Genomic DNA, 23,500 nt, shown 5'->3' with positions numbered 1-23,500 from the left:
GTTTGTAATTCCGTAGGGGTGTGCCTGCATGCACCCAATGTTTACGGTCGCCGGACGGGTCGGGTTATATCCCCGGCTCCTGTAGTGCGGCGGCGCCTGAGGGTGGACTCCGCCGCCGAATGTGGGAGGACGTTCATGAGAATGAGGCGCACGCTGTCGTGCACCGCGGTGTTGGCGGCAGCCACCCTGGTGGCTGCGGGCTGTGGTGGCTCCGGCGGGGGTGGCGGCACCGCAACCGACGCGGTGATCACCATCAACGGGACCGAACCGGAGAACCCGCTGCTGCCTGCCAATACGAACGAGGTCGGCGGCGGCAGGATTATGGACGCCGTGTTCTCGAAGCTGGTTCGGTATGACCCCAAGGACGCGCACGCGATCAACGAGGTCGCCGAGAAGATCGAGACCTCGGACTCAAAGGTCTACACCATTACCCTGAAGAAGGACTGGACGTTCCACGATGGGACGCCGGTTAAGGCCGAAAGTTTTGTGAAGGCCTGGAACTACGGCGCCTATGGACCGAATGCGCAGCAGAACGCCAGCTTCTTCGAAAAAATCGAAGGCTTCAAGGACGTCCACACCGAGGACCCGGATGGCGCGAGTGGGCCGCAGCAGGCGCCGCCGCCCGCCAAGCAGGAAATGTCCGGCCTTCAGGTCGTCGATGACCACACCTTCAAGGTGACGCTGTCGGCACCGTTCTCGATTTTCCCGCAGATGGTCGGCTACACCGCCTTCTCCCCGCTGCCCGAGGCGTTCTACAAGGACCCGAAGGCCTTCGGTGAGAAGCCGATCGGCAACGGCCCGTTCAAGCTCGACTCCTGGAACCACAACGTCGAGGCGAAGCTGACCAAGTACGACGGCTACAAGGGCACCGAGCAGCCCAAGGTCGCCGGTGTCACGGTCAAGTTCTACTCCGGCCTCGAGGGCGCCTACCAGGACGTGCAGTCCAACAACCTGGACTTCCTGGACGTCGTGCCCGCCAACGCGCTCGCCGGTGGCCAGTTCAAGACGGACATGCCCGGCCGCTTCGTCGAGAGCCCGGCGCTGATCCACAACACCCTGGCGATCCCGATCTACCAGGAGAAGTACAAGAACGCCGACTTCCGCAAGGCCATCTCGCTGGCGATCAACCGCAAGGAGATCGCGGACAAGATCTTCCACGGCGGGCGCAAGCCGATGACCGGCTACGGCGTCTCCGCGCTGGAGGGCTACCAGAGCAAGTGCGAGTTCTGCGAGTTCGACCCGGCCAAGGCCAAGGAGTACCTGGCCAAGTCCGGCGTGCCCGCGAACACCAGCATCGGCATCACCTACAACGCCGACGGCGGGCACAAGGACTGGATCGAGGCGACCTGCCAGAGCATCACCAACAACCTGGGCATCGGCTGCCAGCCGGACCCGGTGGCGAGCTTCGCGATCCAGCGTCAGAAGTCCAACGCCCGCGAGCACACCAACCTGTACCGCACGGGTTGGCAGGCCGACTACCCGGCGCTGGAGAACTTCCTGAACCCGATCTTCCGCACCGGCGGCGGGTCGAACGACAACGACTACAGCAACCCGGCCGTTGACGCGAAGCTGGCCGCGGCCGACGCAGCCACCTCCAAGGACGAGGCGCTCAAGCTCTACAACGAGGCCGAGCAGCTCATCCTGCAGGACATGCCGGTCATTCCGATGCACGAGCGGGTCAACCAGTCCGTCTGGTCCGACCGTCTGCAGGGCGTCCTGGTGACCCCGTTCAACACCCTCGACCTGCTGACAGTGTCGGTCAAGGGTTAACGGTTCGGCGAATCGAGGACTCGGCCTACCAGGCGCCCCGTGCACTTGGTAGGCCGAACCCTTGATTCAGGTAGAGACCTCAGTGGCGCACAAGGAAGTGACCCATGGGCCGATACGTGGCCAAACGACTCCTCCAACTGATCCCGGTCTTCCTCGGGACGACGTTCCTGATCTACTTCCTGGTCTGGAGCGTCCCGGGAGACCCGTTCGCCGGTAAATGCGGCGAGCGTCCCTGCTCCCCGGGCTTCATCGCGCAGATGAAGGCCGAGTACAACATGGATGACCCGATCCTCATCCAGTACGGCAAATACCTGCTCAACATCCTGCAGGGCGACTTCGGCGAGAACTACGCGGGCGTCCCCATCGTTGACCTGATCGCCCAGGCCTACCCGACGACCATCAAACTGGCGCTGGTCGCGCTGGCCATCGAGGCGATCATCGGCATCCTCGCGGGCATCGTCACCGGCCTGAGCGGCCGCGGCTTCCTGGACAGCCTGGTGCTGGTCTCCACCCTGGTGCTGATCTCGTTCCCGGTGTTCGTCACCGGCTTCGTGCTGCAGATCGTGCTGGGCACCAACCTCGGCATCATCAACCCGACCGTGTCATCCAACCCGGGGATCGGCGAACTGCTGGTGCCCGGGTTCGTGCTGGGCAGCCTGTCCATGGCCTACGTCGCCAGGCTGACGCGCACCAGCATCATGGAGAACAAGCGCGCCGACTACGTGCGCACCGCGGTCGCCAAGGGCCTGGCCCCCACGCGCGTGGTGGGCGTGCACCTGCTGCGCAACTCGGTGATCCCGGTGATCACGTTCCTGGGCACCGACCTCGGCGCGCTGATGGGCGGCGCGATCGTCACCGAGGGCATCTTCAACATCAAGGGGATCGGCCTGCTGGTCTACCGGTCCATCCTGACCAAGGAAGCGGCGACCGTGACCGGCATCGTCGTCCTGCTGGTTGTGGTCTACCTGCTGATGAACCTGCTGGTCGACCTGCTCTACGCCGTGCTCGACCCGAGGATCCGCTATGAGTGAACCGACTGCTGCTGCCACCACCACAGACTCACCGGGCGCCTACGTCACCGCCGCGGAGCATGCCGCGGTCGGCAAGCCGCGCAGCCTCTGGTCCGACGCCTGGCACGAGCTTCGCCGGAGGCCGCTGTTCATCGTCTCGATGGTGATCATCGCCGTCCTGGTCGTCATGTCGGTGGCCCCGTCCCTGTTCACCTCGGTGGACCCGACCGTCGGCGACCTGTCGCGCTCCCGCGCCGAACCGTCGGCGCAGGCCTGGTTCGGCTATGACACCCAGGGCCGCGACATCTTCGCGCGCTGCATCTACGGGGCACGGGTCTCGCTGGTCGTCGGCCTGTTCGCGGTGCTCGGCACGGTGCTGCTGGGCAGCGTCGTCGGCATCGTCTCCGGGTATTACGGCGGCAAGGTCGACGTGCTGCTGTCCCGGATCGCCGACATCTTCTTCGGCCTGCCGTTCGTGCTGGGCGCCATCGTCATCCTCACCACGTTCCGCTCGAACGAGCCGAACGCCTTCCGGATCGTGGCGATCGTGGTGGGCACGCTGATCGCGCTGTCCTGGCCGGTGTCGATGCGGATCATGCGCTCGGCGACGATCACCGCCAAGCAGCAGGACTACGTCAAGGCCGCCCGCGGGCTCGGCGCGAGCACCGGGCGGATCATCACCCGGCACCTGCTGCCCAACACGATCGCCCCGGTGATGGTGTACGCGACCATCGCCTTCGGCGCGTTCGTCGGGGCCGAGGCCACCCTGTCCTTCCTGGGCATCGGGCTCCAGACGCCGGTGGTGTCCTGGGGCGTGATGATCAGCGACTCGCGCGACTACATTCGCCAGTCACCGCACCTGCTGATGTTCCCGTCCCTGTTCCTGACCACCACCGTGCTCGCGTTCGTCATGCTCGGCGACGCGGTGCGCGACGCGCTCGACCCGAAGCTGCGATAGGAGGCAGACGATGTCCGCAATGGATACACCCATCGCCTCCAGCGAGCCGAGGCTGCTCGAGGTGGACAACCTGCACGTCGAGTTCCGCACCCGCGACGGCGTTGCCAAGGTGATCAACGGCGTGAGCTATCACGTCGACGCGGGGGAGACGCTGGCGGTGCTCGGCGAGTCCGGCTCCGGCAAGAGCGTCACGGCCCAGAGCATCATGGGCATTCTGGACACCCCGCCCGGGTTCGTCACGCAGGGCACGATCCGCTTCCGCGGGGAGGAACTGCTGACGGCGAGCGAGGAACGCCGCCGCGAGGTCCGCGGCGACGGCATAGCGATGATCTTCCAGGACTCGCTGTCCGCGCTGAACCCGGTGTACACGGTCGGCTTCCAGATCGCCGAGCAGCTCAAGCTGCGTCGCGGCATGAGTAAGAAGGAAGCCAACCAGCGCGCGATCGAGCTGCTGGATTTGGTCAACATCCCCAACGCCAAGGGCAGGGTCAAGCAGTACCCGCACGAGTTCTCCGGTGGCATGCGTCAACGCGCCATGATCGCCATGTCGCTGGCGCTGGACCCCGAGGTGCTCATCGCGGATGAGCCCACCACGGCGCTGGACGTGACCGTGCAGGCGCAGATCATGGACCTGCTCGCCGAGATCCAGCGGGAACGCAAGATGGGCATGATCCTGATCACCCACGACCTCGGCGTCGTCGCCGACGTCGCGGACCGGATCGCGGTCATGTACGCGGGCCGGATCGTGGAGCACGCCGACGTCTACACCCTGTACAAGCAGCCCGGCCACCCGTATACGGCCGGTCTGCTGGAGTCCATCCCGCGGCTGGACCAGCGCGGGCAGGAGCTGCGGACGATCAAGGGTCTGCCGCCGAACCTGACCAGGATTCCCAGCGGCTGCCCGTTCCACCCGCGTTGCCCCATGAAGATCCAGCGGTGCGTTGACGAGGTACCCGGTGAGCACCGGCTCGGACTCGGCCACACCAGCAAGTGCCACCGCGCCGAGGAGTTGATCGAGAATGTCTGAGACGCTGTTGCAGGTCACCGACCTGGTCAAACACTTCCCGGTGGACGTCGGCATCCTGTTCAAGCGGATCGCGGGCCACGTCAAGGCCGTGGACGGGGTGTCCTTCGAGCTCAAGCAGGGCGAGACGCTGGGCGTGGTCGGCGAGTCCGGCTGCGGGAAGTCCACGCTGGCCCAGGTGCTGATGCGGCTGGAGCCGCCGACCTCGGGCTCCGCGGTGTACAAGGGCCGGGACATCTTCAAGCTGAAGGGTTCCGACCTGCGCAAGCTGCGCCGCAGCATTCAGATGGTGATGCAGGACCCGTACACCTCGCTGAACCCTCGGATGACGGTGGGCGACATCATCGGGGAGCCTTTTGAGATCCATCCCGAGGTGGCGCCTAAAGGCTCTCGGCGTCGTAAAGTCGAGGAGCTGCTTGATGTCGTGGGGTTGAACCCGGAGCACATCAACCGGTATCCGCACCAGTTCTCCGGCGGCCAGCGGCAGCGTATTGGCATTGCCCGCGCGCTGGCGCTGCGTCCCGAGCTGATCATCTGCGACGAGCCGGTGTCCGCTTTGGACGTCTCCATCCAGGCGCAGGTGATGAACCTGCTCGGAGATCTGCAGGGCGAGTTCGGGCTGTCCTACATCTTCATCGCGCACGACCTGTCCGTGGTGCGGCACCTGTCGGATCGGGTGGCCGTGATGTACCTGGGCAAGATGGTGGAGATCGGCACCGAGGACCAGATCTACGAGCACCCGACGCACCCGTACACCCAGGCGCTGCTGTCCGCGGTGCCGGTGCCGGACCCGACGCTGCGCGGCAAGCGCGACGTCATCCGCCTCACCGGCGACGTGCCCAGCCCGCTGGATCCGCCGTCGGGCTGCCGCTTCCGGACGCGCTGCTGGAAGGCCCAGGACATCTGCGCGGAGCAGACCCCTGAGCTGGCGGTTCGGTCGGCTCCCAAGGAGATCGGCGGCAACGGCACCGACGTGGACGCCGTCCGCTTCAACCCTCCGTCGGTCAACGGGGCGGCCAACGCCGCGGCGCACCCCAGCGCCTGCCACTTCGCGGCCGAACGTCCACGAGTAGTGGCCTGAGCAAGGTTCGGGGCGCCCGCCAGGCGGGCGCCCCGAACACCTCAGTCGTTCGCGTGTAGGACGGCGTTGAGCTCGATGCCGGTGCCCTCGCGGTCCACGACCTCGACGGTGCCGGTGGTGGAGTTGCGGCGGAACAGCAGGTTGGCGCGGCCGGACAGCTCGCGGGCCTTCACCACGTAGCCGTCCGAGGTCGTGACCTTGGTGCCCGCGGTGACGTACAGACCCGCCTCCACCACGCAGTCGTCGCCGAGCGAGATGCCGATACCGGCGTTCGCGCCGATCAGGCAGCGTTCGCCGACGGTCAGCACCTCCTTGCCGCCGCCGGACAGCGTGCCCATCACCGAGGCACCGCCGCCGAGGTCGGAGCCGTCGCCGATGACGACGCCCGCCGAGATGCGGCCCTCCACCATGGACGCGCCGAGGGTGCCCGCGTTGAAGTTGACGAAGCCCTCGTGCATGACGGTGGTGCCGGTCGCCAGGTGCGCGCCCAGCCGCACCCGGTCGGCGTCGGCGATCCGCACGCCGGTGGGCAGTACGTAGTCGACCATCCGCGGGAACTTGTCAACGCCGTAGACGGTGACCGGGCCGCGGCCGCGCAGCCGGAGCCTGGTGGCCTCGAAGCCCTCCACCGGGCACGGGCCGTGGTTGGTCCACACCACGTTGGACAGCAGGCCGAAGACGCCGTCCAGGTTGGCGCCGTGCGGCGTGATCGCGCGGCTGGAGATCAGGTGCAGCCGCAGGTACACATCGGAGGCGTCCGCGGGCGGCTCGGACAGCTTGGCGATGCCCACGCGCACGGCGACCACCTCGACGCCGCGGGCGGTGTCGGTGCCCAGCAGTTCCACGGCGGCCTCGCCGAGCAGTTCGGCGGCCTGCTCCGCGGTCAGCCGGGAGGTTCCGGTGTGTCCGGGCTCGCCCAGCTTCGGGGCGGGGAACCAGGTGTCCAGCACGGTGCCGTCGGTGGCGATGGTGGCCAGCCCGACGCCGTGGGCACCTGCGTCGATCGTTTCTGCGGGTTCAGCGGTACTCACGGACAAACGGTAACCGCTGCCCGGTAGCTTCGTGGTGTGAGCCTCGATCTGACCGCGGACCCCGTCGACCTGACCGCCGCGCTGGTGGACGTGCCCAGTGTTTCCGAGCAGGAGGAGGCGCTGACGACGCTGGTGGCCGCGGCGCTGGCCGAGCAGGCGCCGCGGTTCGAGTTGCTGCGCACCGGGAACGTGGTGCTGGCCAGGACGAACCTGGGCAGGCCTTCGCGGGTGCTGCTGGCGGGCCACCTGGACACGGTGCCGATCGCGGACAACGTGCCGTCCACGCGGCGGGACGGCCTCATCTACGGCTGCGGCACCTCGGACATGAAGTCCGGCGACGCGATGATCCTGCATGTCGCGGCCACCATCGCCGAACCGGCGCACGACATCACGCTGGTCCTCTACGACTGCGAGGAAATCGCCGCCGACCGCAACGGCCTCAACCGGATCGAGCGCGAGCACCGGGACTGGCTGGACGCCGACCTGGCGATCCTGGCCGAGCCGACCGACGGCGCGGTGGAGGCCGGCTGCCAGGGCACGCTGCGCGCCGAGATCAGCACGAGCGGGCGGCGGTCGCATTCGGCGCGGTCCTGGCTGGGCGCCAACGCCATCCACCGCGCGGGCGCGCTGCTGCGGACGCTGGAGGAGTACCGGCCGCGCACCGTGGACATCGACGGGTGCGTGTACCGGGAGGGCCTCAACGCGGTCGGCATCCGCGGCGGGGTGGCGGGCAACGTGGTGCCGGACGAGTGCACCGTGACGGTGAACTTCCGGTTCGCCCCGGACCGCAGCCTTGAGCAGGCCCAGCAGCACGTGCGGGAGGTCTTCGCGGACGTGGAACCGCGGTTCACCGACGGCGCGCCGGGAGCACTGCCCGGCCTGTCGGCTCCCGCGGCGCAGGCGTTCATCGCCGCCGCGGGCAGCACCCCGCTGGCCAAGTACGGCTGGACCGACGTCTCGCGCTTCGCCGCGCTGGGCATTCCCGCGATCAACTTCGGGCCCGGCGATCCGAATCTCGCGCATACCCGCGAGGAAAACGTGGCGGTCGACAAGATCACGCATTGCACCGAGGTGCTACGCCGATTCCTGGAGAAATAGAATTCTCTAGGTGGTGCAGGATATAAAATAGGTGTCGCCGAGCCGGAAATGAATTCCGACCCGGCGACGGTGAACTTTCGCGTCAGGATTCGACGCCCGCGTTCCGCCTGCGGAGGCGGTACGCGACTCCGGCGGCGGCGGTCAGGCTCAGCGCGGAGAGCCCGAACACCACGGCCGCAAGGCTGCCGCCATCGTCCTCGGCGGCCAGGGGAGCGGCGGAGTAGCCGCCCAGCAGGTGCTTGTTCTGGTAGTCCGATCCGGGCAGCTTGTCGGCGTACCGGGAGCGGATCAGCTTGTGGTACTCGGCAACGGTGGTTCCCTCGGGGGTGACCGAGGACGTCGCCGTGTCGTTGAGCGGCAGCACACGGTCGCCGCGCAGCACGTACCAGGCGTTGATCTGCGGTTCGGTGAACACGACGCCGTCACCCGCCTGCGCGGGGAAGGTCGTCTCCTCCAAGCCGGTGGTCACGTTCTGCACGGCCCAGCGGCCCTCGGCGTCCTTAGCCACCCACATCGAGGCCTGCTGGCCGTGCGCCGAGGAGGCGCGGACCGCGAAGTAGGAGAACGTCGCGACGGTGTCGATGGGCGTCGCGGACTTCACGAAGTCCACGTTCAGCGCGTACACCGGGTGGCCGGTCGGAGCCACCTTGGGTGCCTTGGCCTGTGCGGCCTCCGCGGTGATCTCACTGTCCTTCACCACGCGCTGACCCGCGTGCTTGTCCACGCTGACGAAGAAGCGGCCCAGCCAGTCGGTGGCGGCCGGTGCCTGTGCCGCGCGGCTCGCCGCGGACAGGTCACTGCCCAGTGGAGTGCCGCTGACCTGGGCTTCGCCCGCCCCGGCGGTGGTGGCACCGAGGATGAGCAGCATGCCGACGCCGGTCGCGGCGAGGGTCCTGCGGAAAGTGCTGGTCATGGCCGCCTCACCCCATCCCGTACAGAGCGTCGCCCCAACGGAACTGGCCGTTGCGGACGTAGCTGCTGTGTGCCATCTGGCTGTAGCGCGGGCTCGACGGCCACGGGTCGCCGTAGGACATCGTTGTTCCGTTGATGCCGTAGATGACCTGCGCGTGTCCGCCGCCCTGAGTCCAGTAGATGCCGGTCTCGATGGGCTTGCCCGCGTTGATCTGCTGGGTCACGGCCGATGCGCTGAGCGGGCCGCTGACGGTGCCGGGGTTCATGCCCAGCGCCTGGAAGCCGCGTTGCACGGTCTGCAGGTAGTCGGGCTGGTTCTGGCACTGGGCGTTTGGCGACTGGCCGCGGGAGAGGTTGCAGAACTGGTTCTGCGTTGTGCTCGTACCCTTGCCCAGCGCTCGGGCGATGGTCAGCCCGCTGGCCGCCCAACACCACTGGTTCTGCTCCTGGGCCAGCATGCTGATCCGCACCTCGGCGGCGAGGGCGCCGCCGGGAACGACGGCCAGGAAGCTGCCCGCGATCAGGGTCGCGGCCAGCAGGCGGCGCAGGCGCCACCGATATGGCTGTTTCATATAGTGCTCCTCATTCGCGCAAGGCAGTGCAGGGGAAATTTGTCTTGGCGCGCCCGAACAGGGATTCGGGTTGGAGCTGAAACTAATCTCGGAATTGGCGAGTCGTTACCGACTTTCGTAGTACAGGTTTTAAGTGCCTGAATATGCAGGCGCCCGGTGTGCGACTCGGGAGAAGTCGTCCACGATCTTGTGCAGTGGCGTCTCGGCCTCGGGAGCCAGCGTGACTCCGTGGTCGGACACGGTGATCGCCTTGTCCAGCACGAACCACCCCGGCACCACGTGGGAGGCGCCGAGGGACTGCAGGACCGGGCGCAGCGCGTAGTCGATGGCCAGCACGTGCGCGGGGCTGCCGCCGGTCAACACCGGCAGCACGGTCTTGCCCGCCAACGCGAACTGCGGCAGCAGGTCAAGCAGGGTCTTCAGCAGACCGGTGTAGGCGGCCTTGTAGACGGGGCTGCCGACCACCAGCGCGTCCGCGGCCTCGATCGCCGCCACCGCGGCGGCGATCTCGGGGTGGCCGGAGTCCGCGGCCAGCAGCGGTGCAGGCGGCAGCGAACGCACCTCGAGGTGGCGGGTGACGTGACCGTCGCCGACCAGGCGCGCCGAGATGCCTCGCAGCAGCGCGGAGGTCCGCGAGGTCGCCGAGGGGCTGCCGGAGATCACCAGAATGCCTGCCATGAGTGTGCCTTCCTCCGTGGTCAGAGCAGCCCGTGTCGGGGCGGCGGGGTGCCGTTGAGGACATATCGGCCGATGTGCTGGACCTTCCAGCGCACCGGGTCGTGCAGGGTGTGCGTGCGGGCGTTGCGCCAGTGCCGGTGCAGGTTCAGCAGGTCCAGCGCGGACCGGGTGCCCGCGAGTTCGAACAGGGCACCGCTCAGTTCGTTGGCGGTCCAGTCGGCGAAGGCCTTCGCGCTGGCCACCGTGATCGAGGCCAGCGCGGTGCTGTCCTCGGTCTCCTCGGCGCGTGCCGCGTCGATGGCCGCGCCCGCGCGGTCCAGTAGCGCCTCCGCGGCCCGCAGGCGGATGCCCAACTCGCCGAAGCGCTGGATCAGCAGCGGGTCCTCGGCCGCCGAGTCCACCCCCGACTCGAACCACGGGCGGCTGCGGGTACGCACGAACTCGGCGGCGTCGGCCAGCGCCGCCCCGGCGATCCCGACGTCGATCGCGGTGTGCATGAGCTGTGCGAGCGCGCCATAGACCTGGGGGCGGGTGAACGTCAGGTGGTGTGGGATGACTTGCCACGGCTCGACCCGCACCCGCTCCAGCCGCACGGTGCCGCTGGCGGTGGTGCGCTGGCCCATGCCGTTCCAGTCGTCGATCACGGTCAGGCCGGGAGTGCCCGCAGGCACGTAGACGATCACCAGTTCGCCGTCGTCGTCGCGGGCCAGCACGCAGACCCAGTGCGCGAACAACGCGCCGGTGCTGTAGAACTTCGTGCCGGTCAGCACCAGCCCGCCGTCCTCGGCGGTGAGCCGGGTGCGGATGTCCTGGCTGTTCTTGCCGCCCGCCTCGGACTGGGCGTTGGCGAACCGCTTGCCCGCCAGCGCCTGTTCGTAGAAGAACGCCTGCTGCTCGGCGGTGCCCTGCTCGCGCAATGCATGCAGGTACAGGTAGTGGGTCTGCGGGATCTGCGCGAGGTTCGGATCGCCCACCGCGAGCAGCCGGAACACCTCGCCCAGGGTGCGGGCCGACACCTCGGCGCCGCCGTGCTCGCGCGGCACCGTGATGCCGAGCAGGCCGCTGGCGGAGAGCACCTCCACCTCGTTTCTCGGCAGCCGCCGCGCGGCGTCGCGCTCCGCGGCGTGCTCGGCGAAGCCCTTCGACAGGACGGCGGCCACGGCGACCGCCTCGGCGTCGTCGCGGATCACCGCTGGCCGGTCACGATCAGCTCGCGCCGCGCCGCGTCGGCTTCAAGCTCGCGGACGATGGGCAGCACCCGGCTGCCGAAGTACTCCACGTCCTCCAGGTAGTGCAGGAAGCCGAGCAGCAGCAGGTCGGCGCCGCGCTTGCGGTACTCCACGATGCGGTGCGCGACCTGCTCCGGAGTGCCGATCAGGCCGGTGCGGAAACCGTCGTTGTACTGCACCAGGTCGGCGAACTCGGAGTCCTGCCACATGCCCTTGCCATCCGATGTGGACTTCCCGGCTTGCTTCACGGCCGAGCCGAAGCCCTCGACGGCCTCCCGGTCGGCCTTGTCGATGATCTCGCGCAGCACCTCGCGGGCCTCGGCCTCGGTGTCGCGGGCGACCACGAACCCGTTGAGCCCGAACCGGACCTTGCGCGCTGCTGCCCGCGCGACGGCGGACACCTCGGCGACCTGCTCGGTGAAGCCGTCGAAGTCCTTGCCGTTGGAGAAGTACCAGTCGGAGACGCGACCGGCCATCGCGCGGGCCGCGGTGGAGTTGCCGCCCTGGAAGATCTCCGGATGCGGGGTCTGTAGCGGCTTGGGCTTGAGTGTGAAGTCGCGGATCCGGTAGAAGTCGCCTGCGAAGTCCACCGCGTCCTCGGTCCAGATCCTGCGCAGGACGGTGATGAACTCCTCGGCGCGCCGGTAGCGCTCGTCGTGCTCCAGCCACGGCTCGCCGAGCGCGGTGAACTCGCCCTTGAACCAGCCGCTCACCACGTTCAGCGCGAAGCGGCCCCCGGAGAGGATGTCGGCGGTGGCGCCGAACTTGGCCAGCACCCCCGGCTGCCACAGGCCGGGGTGGACCGCGGCGATCACCTTGAGGCGCTGGGTCGCCAGCAGCAGGGCCAGGCTGAAGCTGGTCGACTCGTGCTGCTTGTCCGCACCGTAGCTGGCCATGTAGCGGACTTGACTCAAGGCGTAGTCGAATCCGTTGTTCTCGGCCAGAATCGCGAGCTTCCGGTTGTACTCGTAGTCCCAGCCCGTCCGCTGCTCGATCTTGCTGACCACGAGTCCGCCGCTGACGTTGGGCACCCAATAGGCGAACTTCAACGAATCCTGATCTGTCAGGGACATGAAAGCTCCAGAGAAAGAAAAAGGCGTGTAAAGGCATGGCGAATCGCCGGTTAACCGAATGCGGACTCGCCGCGGGCGGTGCCGGGAAAAAGGGTGACGATGCTGGCGTCAGGGGCGACAGCGCTGGGCCGCGACACGGACGAAGTCCACGTGTCGCCGCCGGGTCAGCACCGCTGAGCTGCGCATGTGTCCCATGGGAGCAGCCACGAGGGCCGCTGTCAACGGCCTGTGAGCCTGCTTGCACCATGTCGGACCGGGTAATGCAATTCCGTCGGTATAGGTTGACCGTCCCGCGTCGGATTCCTAGCCTGGTCGTATGTACCGCTCCCCGCGGCTCGTCGCACGGATTCACCTCGATTTGCTCAGGGTGAATTCCGACGGATGTCCGGATCGCTAATCCCGGACAAATCCACCTGAAACGAGGAGCGTGTCATGTCCATCGCCGAGATTCCGGCACGGACCAGGTTCGCCGGTCCGCAACTGTCCACCTGGGACACCGAGGCAAACACCGCCCGTGGCACGGTCATCGTGTTGGCGGGCCGCGGTGAACATCCCGACCGCTACCAGCGGCTGGCCGCCAGGCTGACCCTGGACGGCTACCGCGTCCGCGCCTTCGGCTCGCCGGGCATCCCGGAGCCTGCCGCGATCGAGGCGCGGCTGCGGGAGGAACTTCAGCAGCAGCCCGGGCCGCACTTCCTGCTCGGCACCGACATCGGCGCGTTGATCGCGCTCGAGCTGGCCAGGGGCGGGCTTGCCTTCGCGGGTCTGGTGCTCGCCGGGCTGCCGGGGCCGGACGGTGCCGGGTTGCCCAACGAGCTGCCCTGGCCGGACGAGTTGACGCTGCGGCTGGCCGATCCGGTCGCCCGCGAGGAGACCGGCAGGCACCTGCGGCAGGGCGAGTTGCTCCAGCCGATCACCCCGGAGCTGTCCCGGCAGGCGCTGATCAGCACCCTGGACACGCCGACGCTGGTGCTGCACGGGGATTCCGACGGCGTGTCCCAGCAGCTCACGGTCCGCATGCTCGCCGCCCGCTGGCGCTGGTCGAAGTTCGTCACGGTGCACGAGTCGCGGCACGACGTGCTGCACGACACCCACGCCCGCAGCGTCGCGGCGGAGATCGTGCAGTTCCTGGAGCGGCTGCGGACCGCGGGCACCGGCGTCCCGATCCTGCGGCCGTCGCTGCGTTCCACCCTCTAGCTAGGGTTGGAGCCATGGACATCGAGGACGAACGTCCGCGGGAGAAGCAGCGCGGGCCGGTGACCCTGCGCCGCGGGCGCAGCCAGGAGACGACCACCACCGACCAGCGACTGCTGGACTCGCGGGGGCCGTCGGACTGGGTGCACACCGACCCGTGGCGGGTGCTGCGCATCCAGGCCGAGTTCGTGGAGGGCTTCGGCGCGCTGGCCGAGCTTCCTCGGGCGGTGACCGTGTTCGGTTCGGCCCGCACCCAGCGGGACCACCCCGAGTACGAGCTGGGCCGCTCGCTCGGCGCGGCGTTGGCCGAGGCGGGCTTCTCGGTGATCACCGGCGGCGGACCCGGCTCCATGGAGGCGGTGAACCGCGGCTGCTCGGAGGCGGGCGGGATGTCGGTCGGCCTCGGCATCGAGCTTCCGTTCGAGCAGGGCCTCAACCCCTGGGTCGACCTCGGGGTGAACTTCCGGTACTTCTTCACCCGCAAGACCATGTTCGTGAAGTACGCGCAGGCGTTCATCTGCCTGCCCGGTGGCTTCGGCACCCTGGACGAGCTGTTCGAGGCGCTGACCCTAGTGCAGACCAAGAAGGTGACCAAGTTCCCGGTCGTCCTGTTCGGCAAATCCTATTGGCAGGGGCTATACGACTGGTTGCGCGATTCGGTCCACGCGGGCGGCAAACTGTCCGAGAAGGATATGGGCCTGCTCCATCTGACCGACGACATCGATGATGCGGTTGGCGTCGTGGAGAAGGCCTATCAGGCCTGGGAGGAGACCCATTAGCCCAGGTTATGGGCCCGTGGGGCAGAAGAATCTGTCAAAAAGTCGAATACCGACTGTCAATTTTTGGGTACAGAGTTGCTCCGAAAACGGCTACCGGAAATGAGTTTCGGTAATTAGCTTCCAATCCGTGGACACGTGGCCCACGCCGCGTGCACGGACGAATCGGGAGTATTGCCGTGAAAACCCCTGCATCAGATCGTCGGCGGGTTCGGACGGTGGCAGCCGTCGCCGCGCTCGCCGCGGCCGGGTTGGTGGGCGCCCTGGCCCCCGCCGTCGCCGCGGCACCGAAGGCGCAACTCGCCGACACCATGGCCTACCTGGTGATCACCGCCCCGGACGACACGACCGCGGCCAAGGACGCCATCGCCAAGAGCGGCAAGGTGCACGCCTCCTACGACAAGATCGGCGTGATCGTCGCGCACTCGGCCGACACCGCCTTCGAGTCCAAGATCAAGGGCGTGACCGGCGTCCAGCAGGTCGGCAAGAGCCGCACCGCCAAGCTCGCGGGCACCTTCGAAGGCCCGGTCGGCAAGAGCATGCTGGAGCCAACCACCGAGACCTTCGGCGCACGGTCGCAGGCCGCCGAGCCGGTCGAGTGGGACATGAAGGCCATCGGCGCCGACAAGGCCTGGGAGGTCACCACCGGCAGCCGCGATGTCATCGCGGGCGTCCTGGACACCGGCGTCGACGACACGCACGAGGACCTCAAGGACAACTTCGACGCGGCCAACTCGGTCTCCTGTGTCGGCGGCAAGGCCAACACGACGGCGGGCTCCTGGCGGCCGAAGTCCGGCGAGGCGGGCAACGACCACGGCACCCACGTCGCGGGCACCATCGCCGCGGGCAAGAACGGCAAGGGCATCATCGGTGTCGCGCCCGGCGTGAAGATCGCCGCGGTGAAGGTCAGCGAGGGCGCCAACAGCTGGTTCTACGGCGAGAACGTGATCTGCGGCTTCATGTGGGCCGCCGAGCGCAAGTTCAAGGTCACCAACAACAGCTACTACGTCGACCCGTGGCTGTACAACTGCCCCGACGACCCCGGCCAGGCCGCCATCGCCGAGGGTGTCAAGCGGGCCGCCCAGTACGCCGAGAAGGGCGGCGTGCTCAACGTCGCGGCGGCGGGCAACGAGAACGTCAACCTGGCCGCGGAGAAGCGCTCGGACTCCTCCAGCCCGAACGACGGCACCAAGATCAACCGGCCGAACCTGACCAACCGGTGCATCGAGGTTCCTGGTGAGGTGCCCGGCGTGGTCGCCGTGTCCGCCACCACCTCCTCCGGCCGCAAGGCGGGTTTCTCCAACTACGGCCTGAACAAGATCCACGTGGCGGCGCCGGGCGACGGCATCAAGTCAACCACCCCCGGCAACGGCTACGGCACCAAGAGCGGCACCTCGATGGCCTCCCCGCACGTCGCGGGTGTGGTCGCGCTGCTGGCCAGCACGCACAAGACCGCCACCCCGGCCGAACTGCGCAAGCTGCTGGTGGAGCAGGCGACCGACTGGCCGTGCTCCAAGGACGGCAGCCCCAACTGCACCGGGCCCGCCACCAACAACTCCTTCTTCGGTGACGGCCTGACCGACGCCTTGAAGGCCGTCAAGGGTGCCGAGCAGGGTCCGGAGTTCTCCATCGCCGCCGACCCCGCACAGCTCAAGGTCGCCAAGCCCGGTGACTCCGCATCGGCAACGGTGAACACCACCACCGTCCGCGGTGAGGCCCAGCAGCTCACGCTGTCCGCCGCGGGCCTGCCCGCCGGTGCGACCGCGTCGTTCGCCCCGGAGGCGATCTCCTCGGGTGAGTCCACCAAGATCACGGTGGCCACCACCTCGTCGACCCCGAAGGGCACCCACAAGGTCACCGTCGAGGCCAAGGGCGCCAGCGGTACCCGCACCGCCACCGTGGAACTGGTGGTGGGCGAGCCAACCGCAGGCCCGCTCGGCCTGAGCCTGACCAAGAGCGCGCTGACGCTGTCCCGCGGCCAGTTCGGCGACCTGTCGGTCACCGCGAACGGGGCGGACGCGATCACCCTGAGCACCGCGGGCGCGCCAAGCGGGGTGTCGGTCTGGTTCAACCCGCAGCAGGTCAACGCGGGCGGCACGTCGCGGATCACCGTGTTCTCCTGGTCCTCGGCCGCGCCGGGCACCTACACGATCACGGTGAACGCCAAGTCCGGTGACAAGACCGGCAGCAGCACATTCTCTCTGACCATCACCTGAAGCTGATCCGCTCGACGGCGAGCCCGCTCATCCGGCGGGGTCGCCGTCGTGCACCGGCCGTATTCGCGCAATAGAATTTGCTTGAGGAAGCACGCAATATAAATCCGGTCGAGTGATTTCAGAATTACCAGGGTGAATTCCGGTAGCACTCGATCAAGCCTCGGTTAACCTTCTGCGCCAGATGTCCGAAATGGCCGCAACCGCTTGAGGCTTTTGGAGTTCGTCGCATGTTCAACCACCCGGGGCAAACCGTGGCAGGCCAGGTTGGGTGGAACGTTCAACCGAACGCACCTCATTTCCGGGCCAATCTGGGACCGTGGATCACCGGAGGTGCGGCGGCGTTCATCACCTATGGCGCGTTGTTCACCTCATCGGTCGCCGAACCCGCGTCCACCGGTGAGAAGGTCTTCCTCTCGCTGGCCGCAGCGGCGCTGGTCGGCCCGCTGGCCTACGGCGTCGCCGTGCTGGTGCGGTGGCTCGTCCGCTCGACAAGCCAGTATCACCAGCCGCCCGCGATGCCGCCGATGCTGGAGCACCTGTACCAGCTTTCCTGGCTGCATCCCGCCGTGGCCAACGCGGGCGCGGTTCGATGGCAAAGCGGCCACTACGCCGACGCGGTAGCCGCCGCGGCGCGGACGGTCAATGACCTGATCCAGCGAAAAGTTCACACCGCGCGCTTCAATGAAATGCGGTTGGTGGAGTTCGCATTCGGCCAGGAGCGACCCACCGGGAATGAGGTCAAGCTGCGCTTTCCCGGTGATCCCCGTGCTCCGAGTTGGCGAAGCAGAACGGCGGCCGCGGTCAATCTCGCACGCGTCTGCTATTCGGGCCTGCGCACCGTCGCCGCCTATGACGACGAGGAGTGGTGCAGGCAGGCATCCTTCGACTACCTCGTCCTGTTCAGCGTGCTGGCGGGCTGGATCGACGAGTGCGAGGCCCGGTTCGCCGAGGACTGACGCTCGATAACGGCAAGCGGCACAACGGGTTGAACGCCACAACCCAGGTTTGAGGACGCGGATCGCGGGTCACACCAAGTGCAAGCGCACGTTGCTTGCGCCTAGGAGGCCCGATGCTCAACCAGGACGATCGGCGCCGGCTGACCGAGATCGAGCAGCGCTTCGCGGAGGAAGATCCCGCCTTCGCGAGGGCACTCGGCAGGGGCGAACCCGCCAGCCCCGCGGGGGACGGCCGTCTGCCGCCGATGGTGATCGGGATCGTGGCCGGTCTGATCTTCCTACTCTCCTGGGCGGCGGGCTGGCTGATCATGTCGCTGGTCGCGCTGTGCGTCGCCGGTGTCGCCGGGTTCGTCTACCGCGGGCGGGTCCACGCCGCGCACGGCGGCAGGCTGCCCCGTTCCCCGTATTGACCCGACATGACACGATCCGCTGCATGCGTGCGGAGGCAGCGGACTGGTTCAGCCGCCGGACCTGGCAGGAGCCGGGCTGGACGGTGGGTGCCCTGCGTGCGGCCAAGGCCGGTCGCAGCGTCAGCGTCGTGCTGCCCGCGCTGAACGAGCAGGACACCGTCGGGCCCATCGTGGCCGCCATCAAGCCCCTTACCGCCGGTCCGGACCCGCTGGTCGACGAGTTGGTGGTGCTTGACTCGGGGTCCACCGACGCCACCGCCGAGCGGGCCGCGGCGGCCGGAGCGACAGTGGTGAGCCGTGAGCAGGCGCTGCCGGACCTCGCGCCGTTGCCCGGCAAGGGCGAGGTGCTGTGGCGTTCGCTGGCCGTCACCAGTGGCGACTTGGTGGTCTTCGTGGACGCCGACCTGGTCGACTTCGACCCCGCGTTCGTGCCGTCGCTGCTCGGCCCGCTGCTCACCGAGAACGACATCGCGCTGGTCAAGGGCTTCTACCGGCGGCCGCTGCGACTGGAGAACGCCGCAGAAGACGGCGGCCGGGTGACCGAGTTGATGGCGCGACCACTGCTGGGCGCGTTGGCGCCGGAGCTGTCCGGGGTGATCCAGCCGCTGGGCGGCGAGTACGCCGCCACCCGCGAATTCCTGCTCTCGGTGCCGTTCGCCGCGGGCTACGGAGTGGAGATCGGGCTGCTCCTCGACGCGGCGCGCCACCGGGGACTGGACGCGATCGCGCAGGTCAACCTGGGGGTGCGCAAGCACCGCAACCGCACACTGGCCGAGTTGGGCGTGATGTCCCGGCAGGTGCTGGGCACGCTGCTGGCCCGCTGCGGGATCACCGACACCCGATCGGCGGGCTTCACCCAGTTCACCCAGGTAGCGGGTGAATGGCTGCCGCTGACCACGGAGGTCTTGCTGGCCGATCGGCCTCCCATGCGGGAAATACTCGCGGCTTCACGACCTCATCCGGCGATCGGCAACGGGATCTAGCGCTCGGGAAACAGCGCTTTCTTGGTGGCGTTCCGCAAATACCAGGGGACGCTGGTGTCCGCTATAGGGCCACCGGAGCGTTCCGCAGAGTGAACTCCCGCCGAGTTGGCTCACCGTCGGTAGTGAATATTCACTGACGCGGTGAGTTGGATGATCTTGGGGCGGCACAACGACGCAGACAATCATCCCGATGCCGGTATCACGGTGCGGCCGAACGACTGATGCGTAGCCACGCTACGCAGCCGGAAGCGGGCTCCTACACTCTCCCTCCGTGAGGTCGGACGCGTTACGTGGGCATCTCGACGCTCTGCTGTTGGCCACCCTGGATCGTGGTCCACTGCACGGCTACGCGATCATCGAGGCGCTGCAGTCGCGCAGCAGTGGTGTACTCGACCTGCCAACCGGGACTGTCTACCCGGCACTGCGCAGGCTCGAGCGGGCAGGACATGTGCGCAGCGACTGGACAACGGTCGCGGGCAGACAGCGGCGCACCTACCGGCTGACCGTGTCGGGCGAGCGTGCGCTGGCCGCGGAACGGCTGGCCTGGCGGGAGTTCATCGCCGTCATCGAGGGGGTGCTCGGTGCGAAAGTGGTGCCGCCGCAGCCCCGCTCACCCGAGGCCAAGGCCAGGGCGGTAGGTGCTGTCGCCCGCTTCATGCCACGATCTGCACCGTGACCACTGCGCTGATCTACCTCGTCGTCATGGTGTTCGTGGCGGCGGTTGTCTACGTGCTGGCCGCGACGGTGTTCGGCCGTGGTGAGGAACTCGGCCCGCTGCCGCCCGGCGCCACCCCCACCCAGCTGCCCGCACGCGAGGTGAGCGGCACCGATATCCGCAAGCTCCGCTTCCAGCAGGCGGTCCGCGGCTACCGCATGTCCGAGGTGGACTGGGCCCTGGGCCGGGTCGCCGACGAAGTGGACGGGCTGCGCACCAGGGTGTCCGAACTGGAGCGCCGACTCGCCGCGCACGAGTCCGGCAACAACAGCACGCCATGGGCCTTCCAGGAGAGCGCTCCGTCGGGCAGCCCCCCCGAGGCTCGGCCAGAATCGGCCCAGTGAGCGATGTCGAGCTGCGACTGACCGTCGAGGTGGCCGCCCCGGCCGAGGTGACCTGGGCCGCGGCCACCGACTGGACCCGGCAGGGCGAGTGGATGCCCGGCACGACCGTGCGGGTCACCGCGGGCGATGGGGCGAGCGTCGGCTCGGAACTGGCCGCCGTCACCGGGATCGGGCCGCTGGGGTTCACCGACACCATGCGGATCACCACCTGGGACGCGCCGCGGTGCTGCGAGGTGCTGCACACCGGGCGGGTCGTCCGCGGCACCGGGCTGTTCGAGGTGCTGCCCACCGGCGAGGCGTCCTCGGTTTTTGTCTGGGGTGAGTGCTTGGATCTGCCGCTGGGGGCCGCGGGCCGCCTCGGCTGGGTGGTGGCAGGACCGCTCTTCCGCGCCGGCGTGCAGTGGTCGCTGTCCAGGTTCGCCCGATTCTGCGAGGGTTATCGCACGTGACTGACGTTGGCGACGTCGCCGTCGGCGAGGACGGCCGCAAGCGCTGTCCCTGGGGCGGGCTGTCCGCCCCCGACTACACCGCCTACCACGACACCGAGTGGGGAGTGCCGCTGCGCGGCGTCGCCGCGCTCTACGAACGGCTGTCGCTGGAGGCGTTCCAGTCGGGGCTGTCCTGGCTGACGATCCTGCGCAAGCGGGAGAACTTCCGCCGCGCCTTCGCCGGGTTCGACCCCGAGAAGGTGGCGGCCTTCGGCGAGCGGGACACCGACCGGCTGCTGGCCGACGCGGGCATCATCCGCAATCGCGCCAAGATCGAGGCCACCATCCGCAACGCCCGCGCCGTCGCCGAGTTGGACGTGCCGCTGGATGAGTTGCTGTGGTCCTACGCCCCCGACGGCGACCGCGCCGTCCCGAGGCTGCTGACCGACGTGCCCGCGAAGACACCGGAGTCCATCGCGATGGCGCGTGATCTGAAGAAGCGCGGCTTCGCTTTCGTCGGCCCGACAACGTGCTATGCGTTGATGCAGGCAACCGGCATGGTGAACGACCATCTCGCGCAATGTTGGCGTCGATGAGACGTATGCCGGCTACCATCGGGCCGCGTGACGGAGCTTGTACTGGGGCCACTGCTCAGGTTCGTCGACGAGACGTCGGCGACGGTGTGGGTGGAGACCGACCGGGCCTGTGAGGTGGAGGCCGCCGGGGCGTCCGCGCGGACGTTCCAAGTGGGGGAGCAGCACTTCGCGCTCGTGGTGATCACCGGACTGGCGCCCGGCAGCCGCACCGAGTACCAGGTGCGTCTGGACGGCGAGCAGGTCTGGCCACCCGCGGAGTCGCCGTATCCGCCGAGCAGCATCCGCACCCCCGACGGCGGTCCGCTGCGGCTGCTGTTCGGCTCCTGCCGGGCCGCGAAGCATGTGACGGTCGGCGAGGTGGACCGGCTGGGGCCGGACGCGCTGGACGCCTACGCCACCCGGATGGCGGGTCTGCCGGAGGAGCGGTGGCCGGACGCCATCGCGCTGCTGGGCGACCAGGTCTACGCCGACGAACTCACCCCCGCGGTCGGGGCCTGGCTGGCCGCTCGGCACGCCGATACCGACCGGCCGGGCAATGAAGTCATCGACTTTGCCGAATATGGGCGGCTCTACGCCGAAACCTGGTCCGAATCGGACATTCGATGGTTTCTTTCCACCGTGCCCAGTCTCATGATCTTCGACGATCACGATATTCGCGATGACTGGAACACCTCGGCGGCATGGCGGCGGCAAATGGCCGAACACCCCTGGTGGAAAGACCGAATTCGCGGCGGGCTGGCGTCCTATTGGGTCTACCAACACCTGGGCAACCTCTCACCGTCCGAATTGGACAACGATTCCGTCTACCAGAAGATCATTGCCGCGGGCGGCGATGTGCTGCCGCTGCTGCATGAACTCGCCGAACTGGCCGATTCCGAGCGCGATCGCCACAAGCCGGTGCGGTGGAGTTATCGGCGCGATTTCGGCCGCACCCGGGTGATCATGCTGGACACCCGGTGCGGCCGCGTCCTGGACAGCGGTCGCGCCATGCTGGGTGAGTCCGACTTCGCCTGGCTGGAGGACAGCGTCCGCGGGGACTACGACCACCTGCTGATCGGCTCCTCGCTGCCTTGGCTGCTGCCGCACGTCATCGCGCACCTACAGGCCGCCAACGAGGTCGCCTGCGCGCGGCCGGGCCGCCGCGGCAGGTGGGGCGAATGGCAGCGCCAGGCCGCCGACCTCGAACATTGGGCGGCGTTCCGCGACTCCTTCGACCGGCTCACCGCCGTGATCCGCGACGTCGCGCAACGCAGGGCACCGGCCACGGTGTGCGTGCTGTCCGGTGATGTGCACCACAGCTATCTCGCGGAGGCGCGTTTCGACGGTGCCCAGCCCGATTCCACCCGCGTCGTCCAGCTGACCTGCTCGCCCGTGCACAACGAGCCACCCAAGGTGCTGCGGCCCGCCTTCCACCTGGGCTGGTCCAAGATCCTCGGCGCGGCCTTCGCCGCCTGGGGTCGTCGCATCGGCGTGCCGAGGTGGCCGGTGACCTGGGAAAAGCTTTCCGGCCCCTATGGCGGCAACGAGATCGCCACCCTCACCCTGGACGGCCGCTCCGCCGCGGTGCGCTTCGAGCGAGCCATCGCCGACGGCGACGCGGTCCGTCTCGACGAGGTCGTCGACGAGACCCTGGTGGGCACGAACCCCGGCTAGTGGCCGGTGAAGGTGGGCTTGCGTTTGGCGACGAAGGCGTCGACGGCCTCGCGGTGGTCCGCTGTCTCGCCCGCCTCGTTCTGGGTGCGGGCCTCCACGGCCAGCGCGGCGGTGAGGTCCGCGCCGCCCGCGGCCAGCATCGCTTCCTTGATCTTGGCGTAGGCCGTGGTCGGGCCCGCCGCGAGGCGGGTGGCCAGTTCGGTGGCGGCGGTCAGCGCCTCGCCGTCGGGCACCACCCGGTTCACCATGCCCACCTCCAGCGCCCGCTCCGCGGTCACCGGCTCGGCCAGCATCAGCAACTCCATGGCCCGGCCATAGCCGACCAGCCGCTGCAGCGTCCACGACGCCCCGGAGTCCGCGGACAGCCCGACGCCCGCGAAGGCCATCAGGAACTTCGCCGAGGCCGAGCAGACCCTCAGGTCGCAGGCGTAGGCCAGGGATGCGCCCGCGCCCGCCGCCATGCCGTTGACCGCGGCGATGACCGGCTTGGGTGCCGTCACCACGGCCTGGATGAGCGGGTTGTAGTGCTCCTCCACGGTCCGCAGCGGGGCGGGGTCGTCGGCCTGCAACATTTCGACGTGCTGCTTGAGGTCCTGGCCCGCGCAGAACGCCTTGCCCGCCCCGGTGATCACCACGGCCCGCACCGTGTCCGCCGTGGCCGCCCTGCTCACCTCGGCGATGAGTTGCTCCTTCAGCGCGGTGGTCAGCGAGTTGTAGGCCTCGGGGCGGTTCAGGGTCAGCGTGCGAACCCCGGCGGAATCGGAGACGAGCAGCTCGGACACGGCGGTGTGAC

Annotated in this window: 24 protein-coding genes; 17 read left to right on the top strand and 7 right to left on the bottom strand. The window is 68.4% G+C overall.

All coding sequences use genetic code 11. The features are described from left to right. Positions 1–135: 135 nt before the first annotated feature. The 5 genes from ACU6XJ_RS06665 to ACU6XJ_RS06645 all read left to right on the top strand — a co-directional run bounded on the left by ACU6XJ_RS06665 (position 136) and on the right by ACU6XJ_RS06645 (position 5,843). Entirely contained in the window at positions 136–1,770 is a 1,635-nt protein-coding gene (locus tag ACU6XJ_RS06665; RefSeq protein WP_476307688.1) for a peptide ABC transporter substrate-binding protein, read from the top strand. 104 nt (positions 1,771–1,874) lie between these two features. After that, positions 1,875–2,801, top strand: a complete 927-nt coding sequence (locus ACU6XJ_RS06660; protein WP_476307687.1) for an ABC transporter permease — start codon at positions 1,875–1,877, stop codon at positions 2,799–2,801. Continuing rightward, positions 2,794–3,738 carry an ABC transporter permease gene (locus tag ACU6XJ_RS06655; RefSeq protein WP_476307685.1) on the top strand — a complete coding sequence of 315 codons (945 nt, stop codon included), beginning with the start codon at positions 2,794–2,796 and terminating at the stop codon, positions 3,736–3,738. The genes ACU6XJ_RS06660 and ACU6XJ_RS06655 overlap by 8 nt, the downstream gene beginning before the upstream one ends. Before the next feature lie 10 nt (positions 3,739–3,748). Beyond that, on the top strand, positions 3,749–4,765 hold the full coding sequence (locus ACU6XJ_RS06650) for an ABC transporter ATP-binding protein (RefSeq protein ID WP_476307684.1): 1,017 nt from the start codon (positions 3,749–3,751) through the stop codon (positions 4,763–4,765). Further along, entirely contained in the window at positions 4,758–5,843 is a 1,086-nt protein-coding gene (locus tag ACU6XJ_RS06645) for an ABC transporter ATP-binding protein (protein ID WP_476307682.1), read from the top strand. Before ACU6XJ_RS06650 ends, ACU6XJ_RS06645 begins: the two co-directional genes overlap by 8 nt. Before the next feature lie 41 nt (positions 5,844–5,884). Here the strand turns inward: ACU6XJ_RS06645 and dapD are convergent, their stop codons facing one another. Continuing rightward, on the bottom strand, positions 5,885–6,874 hold the full coding sequence (dapD, locus tag ACU6XJ_RS06640; RefSeq protein ID WP_476307679.1) for a 2,3,4,5-tetrahydropyridine-2,6-dicarboxylate N-succinyltransferase: 990 nt from the start codon (positions 6,872–6,874) through the stop codon (positions 5,885–5,887). Between the two features lie 36 nt (positions 6,875–6,910). On the opposite strand from dapD, the gene dapE reads away from it, so the two are divergent. Next, complete coding sequence (gene dapE / locus ACU6XJ_RS06635) at positions 6,911–7,972, top strand: succinyl-diaminopimelate desuccinylase (RefSeq protein WP_476307676.1); 1,062 nt, start codon at positions 6,911–6,913, stop codon at positions 7,970–7,972. A gap of 82 nt (positions 7,973–8,054) precedes the next feature. Here dapE and ACU6XJ_RS06630 read toward each other — a convergent pair whose 3' ends face one another. The 5 genes from ACU6XJ_RS06630 to sfnG all read right to left on the bottom strand — a co-directional run bounded on the left by ACU6XJ_RS06630 (position 8,055) and on the right by sfnG (position 12,436). Beyond that, positions 8,055–8,885 (bottom strand): hypothetical protein, encoded by an 831-nt coding sequence (locus ACU6XJ_RS06630; protein WP_476307675.1) that lies wholly within the window; start codon positions 8,883–8,885, stop codon positions 8,055–8,057. A gap of 7 nt (positions 8,886–8,892) precedes the next feature. Next, positions 8,893–9,456 (bottom strand): papain-like cysteine protease family protein, encoded by a 564-nt coding sequence (locus tag ACU6XJ_RS06625; RefSeq protein ID WP_476307673.1) that lies wholly within the window; start codon positions 9,454–9,456, stop codon positions 8,893–8,895. A 129-nt stretch (positions 9,457–9,585) separates the two neighbouring features. Continuing rightward, positions 9,586–10,134 (bottom strand): NADPH-dependent FMN reductase, encoded by a 549-nt coding sequence (ssuE, locus tag ACU6XJ_RS06620; protein ID WP_476307671.1) that lies wholly within the window; start codon positions 10,132–10,134, stop codon positions 9,586–9,588. Positions 10,135–10,154: 20 nt separating this feature from the next. Next, complete coding sequence (locus tag ACU6XJ_RS06615) at positions 10,155–11,324, bottom strand: SfnB family sulfur acquisition oxidoreductase (protein WP_476307670.1); 1,170 nt, start codon at positions 11,322–11,324, stop codon at positions 10,155–10,157. After that, entirely contained in the window at positions 11,321–12,436 is a 1,116-nt protein-coding gene (gene sfnG / locus ACU6XJ_RS06610) for a dimethylsulfone monooxygenase SfnG (RefSeq protein ID WP_476307669.1), read from the bottom strand. The genes ACU6XJ_RS06615 and sfnG overlap by 4 nt, the downstream gene beginning before the upstream one ends. Positions 12,437–12,868: 432 nt before the next feature. Here sfnG and ACU6XJ_RS06605 point away from each other — a divergent pair, with 432 nt between their 5' ends. The 11 genes from ACU6XJ_RS06605 (at position 12,869) to ACU6XJ_RS06555 (ending at position 22,707) form a co-directional block, all read left to right on the top strand. Continuing rightward, positions 12,869–13,633 (top strand): alpha/beta hydrolase, encoded by a 765-nt coding sequence (locus ACU6XJ_RS06605; protein ID WP_476307668.1) that lies wholly within the window; start codon positions 12,869–12,871, stop codon positions 13,631–13,633. 14 nt (positions 13,634–13,647) lie between these two features. Further along, complete coding sequence (locus ACU6XJ_RS06600) at positions 13,648–14,409, top strand: LOG family protein (protein WP_476307666.1); 762 nt, start codon at positions 13,648–13,650, stop codon at positions 14,407–14,409. Positions 14,410–14,624: 215 nt separating this feature from the next. After that, on the top strand, positions 14,625–16,622 hold the full coding sequence (locus ACU6XJ_RS06595; RefSeq protein WP_476307665.1) for a S8 family serine peptidase: 1,998 nt from the start codon (positions 14,625–14,627) through the stop codon (positions 16,620–16,622). A 251-nt stretch (positions 16,623–16,873) separates the two neighbouring features. Next, on the top strand, positions 16,874–17,578 hold the full coding sequence (locus ACU6XJ_RS06590) for a TIGR02391 family protein (protein ID WP_476307664.1): 705 nt from the start codon (positions 16,874–16,876) through the stop codon (positions 17,576–17,578). Positions 17,579–17,691: 113 nt separating this feature from the next. Beyond that, positions 17,692–17,988: a DUF3040 domain-containing protein gene (locus ACU6XJ_RS06585; RefSeq protein ID WP_476307662.1), complete on the top strand. Its 297-nt coding sequence runs from the start codon at positions 17,692–17,694 to the stop codon at positions 17,986–17,988. A gap of 23 nt (positions 17,989–18,011) precedes the next feature. Beyond that, positions 18,012–18,971 (top strand): glucosyl-3-phosphoglycerate synthase, encoded by a 960-nt coding sequence (locus tag ACU6XJ_RS06580; protein ID WP_476307660.1) that lies wholly within the window; start codon positions 18,012–18,014, stop codon positions 18,969–18,971. A gap of 271 nt (positions 18,972–19,242) precedes the next feature. Next, positions 19,243–19,647 carry a PadR family transcriptional regulator gene (locus ACU6XJ_RS06575; RefSeq protein WP_476307658.1) on the top strand — a complete coding sequence of 135 codons (405 nt, stop codon included), beginning with the start codon at positions 19,243–19,245 and terminating at the stop codon, positions 19,645–19,647. Then, positions 19,644–20,030: a DivIVA domain-containing protein gene (locus ACU6XJ_RS06570; RefSeq protein WP_476307656.1), complete on the top strand. Its 387-nt coding sequence runs from the start codon at positions 19,644–19,646 to the stop codon at positions 20,028–20,030. The genes ACU6XJ_RS06575 and ACU6XJ_RS06570 overlap by 4 nt, the downstream gene beginning before the upstream one ends. Beyond that, positions 20,027–20,479: an SRPBCC family protein gene (locus ACU6XJ_RS06565; protein ID WP_476307655.1), complete on the top strand. Its 453-nt coding sequence runs from the start codon at positions 20,027–20,029 to the stop codon at positions 20,477–20,479. Before ACU6XJ_RS06570 ends, ACU6XJ_RS06565 begins: the two co-directional genes overlap by 4 nt. Next, the gene (locus tag ACU6XJ_RS06560; protein WP_476307653.1) at positions 20,476–21,054 is read left to right on the top strand and encodes a DNA-3-methyladenine glycosylase I; all 579 of its coding nucleotides are present in this window, start codon (positions 20,476–20,478) and stop codon (positions 21,052–21,054) included. Before ACU6XJ_RS06565 ends, ACU6XJ_RS06560 begins: the two co-directional genes overlap by 4 nt. Positions 21,055–21,081: 27 nt before the next feature. After that, positions 21,082–22,707, top strand: coding sequence for an alkaline phosphatase D family protein (locus ACU6XJ_RS06555; RefSeq protein ID WP_476307651.1), 1,626 nt, complete (start codon positions 21,082–21,084; stop codon positions 22,705–22,707). On the opposite strand, the gene ACU6XJ_RS06550 is transcribed toward ACU6XJ_RS06555, so the two are convergent. Continuing rightward, positions 22,704–23,489 (bottom strand): enoyl-CoA hydratase/isomerase family protein, encoded by a 786-nt coding sequence (locus ACU6XJ_RS06550; protein WP_476307649.1) that lies wholly within the window; start codon positions 23,487–23,489, stop codon positions 22,704–22,706. The genes ACU6XJ_RS06555 and ACU6XJ_RS06550 overlap by 4 nt on opposite strands. Positions 23,490–23,500 lie beyond the last annotated feature (11 nt).

The organism is Actinorectispora metalli (assembly GCF_056323685.1).
This window is presented reverse-complemented; position numbering and strand designations above follow the sequence as displayed.